Source organism: Bacillus cereus group sp. BfR-BA-01381 (assembly GCF_022663555.1).
Classification (GTDB): Bacteria; Bacillota; Bacilli; order Bacillales; family Bacillaceae_G; genus Bacillus_A; species Bacillus_A pacificus.
Genome location: NZ_JAKUFR010000182.1, coordinates 1 through 2,876, shown reverse-complemented (window position 1 = coordinate 2,876; position 2,876 = coordinate 1). Strand labels below are relative to the sequence as shown.

The window sequence follows — 2,876 nt, the reverse complement described above, 5'->3', positions numbered from 1 at the left end:
AAGTACAAAAACGAAATAAAAATGAAGCATTGAAGCAAGCAGAACAATTATTACTAAAAGTAGGTTTACTAGAGAAAAAAGATGCCTATCCAAGAGAGTTATCTGGCGGGCAACAACAGCGTATTGCAATTGTTCGCACCCTCTGTATGAATCCTGAAGTAATTTTATTTGATGAAGTAACAGCTGCATTAGATCCTGAAATGGTCAAAGAAGTATTAGAAGTCATTATGAACTTAGCTAAACAAGGTATGACAATGTTAATTGTCACTCATGAAATGGGCTTTGCAAAAGCTGTTGCTGATCGAATTATTTTCATGGATGAAGGAGAAGTTTGTGAAACAGGAGATCCAACTACTTTTTTCACATCCCCACAAACAGAACGTGCACAACATTTCTTAAATCAATTTTTCTATATTGAAACGGTGAAAGGGAGAGATATTATATGAAAAAGTTTTTAACATTTATTATTATCGGACTGCTTTCTATTTTAGTCGTTGCATGTGGTTCAAATGAAAAGAAAACAGAAAAGACCTCGGCAAAACCAAGTGGAAAAATTGAAGAAATAAAAGAGCGTGGTGAACTAGTAGTTGCTGTTTTTACAGATAAACCACCGTTCGGTTACGTTGACAAAGATGGGAAAAATGTTGGATTTGAAATTGATATGGCAAAACGGTTTGCGAAAGACTTATTAGGTGATGAATCAAAAGTAAAATTTGTTCCCGTTGAAGCAGCAAGCCGCATTCCATATTTACAATCTGATAAAGTAGATTTCGTGTTAGCAAATATGACTGCAACAGATGAGCGAAAAAAGGTAGTTGATTTTACAAATCCACATTTAAAAGTAGCTGTGCAAGTGCTTGTTAAAGATGGTAGTCCTATTCAATCAGTAAAAGATTTAGAAGGGAAAAAAGTAATTGTAACAAAGGGTACAACTGCAGATATTTATTTAACAAAGAATATGAAAAACGTAGAGTTAATTAAATTTGATAAAAATACAGAAGCTTTACAAGCACTAAAAGATGGCCGTGCTGATGCATATGCTCAAGATAATCTTGTCCTTCTATCTTGGGCAAATAAAAATCCTGGATTCCACTTATTAAAAGACAAATTAGGTGGAGATGACTTAATTGCTATAGCAGTGAAGAAAGGCAATAAAGAAGTACATGATTGGGTAAATAAAGAACTTGAAAAACTAGGAAAAGAAAACTTCCTACATACATTATATGACAAACATCTAAAAGAAGAATTCGGTCCTCAAATTAGTCCTGAATCTGTTATTACTAAGGGCGGCAAAGTAAATTAAATAAAACCCATTCGTATGAATTATAATCTTCATACGAATGGGTTTTTACTCTATTATATAGTGTTGTAAACATGCTTTCTCCTCAAAACCTACTTTCTTGTACAACCTCATCGCACAATCATTATTCGTATTCAAACATAATTCTATCTCTCTCATCCCTTGGAAGGAGAAAATATATTGAATTGCAGCTTGTAATAACCGCTCTCCGACACCTTTTCTTCTACTATTTTCAGCGGTTGCAATAAATTCGATATTTGCTTCTTGAAACTCCGGATTTACTTCAACATATACGTAACCTTCTAACTTATCATTCTTCATACTTACAAATAATTTATTCGTATCACTTAAACGTTCAATAATTTCATTTCCTTCATAATATGTATTAGGAAAAACATGATTGTGTAAAGAGATAAACTGCTCAAATACTTGTGGTAAAGCTTCTTCTACATTACATATACTACGTTCTTCCACAGTATTATGACTTAAACTGAAAATACTATGTCGATCTTGTTCTTTAGCCTGTAAATCCTTCATTAAGCGGGCACAATTATTATTTTCCACATGATAAAAACCATAAAACTTCTCAATATGAAAAGGCACCTTTTCTATAAGTTCCTTCCACATATGTACAGCAACTTCTTCCCAATTCGCTGAAAGAATAAACGGTCCCCAAATTTCTGCACATTTCTTTACTTCATCCACATCAAATCCTAATACACCTATTAAGTTATTATTCTCATAAGTAGCAACAAAAGATTGTTCCCATCCTATATCCGAAAAATCATGAATAATTGTCTGTAACAACTCCTCTTTCTCATCTCCACAATAGCCAACATGATGAGTAGCATCTTTATTCATATTCGCAATAAATGCTGCCACCCCTTCAATTTTTAAAATAGAACTAACATGCATAACCTCTCCTCCTTCTCTAATACATTTACACTTCCCCATTTATATCCTTCTAAAAAAAGACATATCATAAGCCTATTTCAAAATGAAATCGCCCTGATAATGTCTTCTCAAAAACTTGTATAATTCTTTTACAATATAATAAGATAAAACGTTTTTTACTTCTTAAATAATCTCTTTCTAAATACAATCATACTCAGTGCTGAAAGAACGAATGCTACGCCTGAAAGTAACATTGATGTATTCGCTTGTCCACCTGTTGCTCCTAATGACTTCTTACTTTCTTCCTGTTTATTAACAACTGGTTTATTTTCTTTCACGACTTGATTATTCACGTTTTGTTCTTGGACTACTGTGGATTGATTTACTGCGTCTTTTGAACCTTCAATTTCTTTTCCTGTTTCTTTTACCTCCGCTTTCGATCCTTCAACTTCTTTTGTTGGTTCTTTTACTTCCTCTTTCTCTTCTTCAACCTCTTTTTCTTCTTCTTTTACCTCTTCAACTTTTTTTACCTCTTCAACTTCTTTTGTCGGCTCTTTTTCTTCTTCTTTTACCTCTTCAACTTCTTTTGTTGGTTCTTTTTCTTCTTCTTTCGGTATTAATTTTTCTACTATATTCTGCATGACAATGCCACTATATAATATGCCAGTCTCATAATGATCTG

General features: G+C 33.0%; 4 protein-coding genes. 2 read left to right on the top strand and 2 right to left on the bottom strand.

What is annotated here, in order from left to right; genetic code table 11:
* Together MR079_RS28030 and MR079_RS28025 are read left to right on the top strand one after the other, a co-directional pair.
* Nucleotides 1-446: amino acid ABC transporter ATP-binding protein (locus MR079_RS28030; protein WP_242295057.1), on the top strand; the 446-nt coding region annotated here is incomplete at its 5' end.
* Nucleotides 443-1,303 (top strand): transporter substrate-binding domain-containing protein, encoded by an 861-nt coding sequence (locus tag MR079_RS28025; RefSeq protein ID WP_242295056.1) that lies wholly within the window; start codon nt 443-445, stop codon nt 1,301-1,303. The genes MR079_RS28030 and MR079_RS28025, both read left to right, overlap by 4 nt.
* A gap of 45 nt (nt 1,304-1,348) precedes the next feature.
* Here the strand turns inward: MR079_RS28025 and MR079_RS28020 are convergent, their stop codons facing one another.
* Both MR079_RS28020 and MR079_RS28015 read right to left on the bottom strand, forming a co-directional pair.
* A complete protein-coding gene (locus MR079_RS28020) occupies nt 1,349-2,215 on the bottom strand; it encodes a GNAT family N-acetyltransferase (RefSeq protein WP_242295055.1) in 867 nt (288 codons plus the stop codon).
* A 155-nt stretch (nt 2,216-2,370) separates the two neighbouring features.
* Nucleotides 2,371-2,876: LPXTG cell wall anchor domain-containing protein (locus tag MR079_RS28015; RefSeq protein WP_242295054.1), on the bottom strand; the 506-nt coding region annotated here is incomplete at its 5' end.

Bases quoted from the DNA above. Each gene is read 5' to 3' on its own strand.
- MR079_RS28025 (WP_242295056.1), top strand. From the start codon at position 443: ATGAAAAAGTTTTTAACATTTATTATTATCGGACTGCTTTCTATTTTA.
- MR079_RS28020 (WP_242295055.1), bottom strand. From the start codon at position 2,215: ATGCATGTTAGTTCTATTTTAAAAATTGAAGGGGTGGCAGCATTTATT.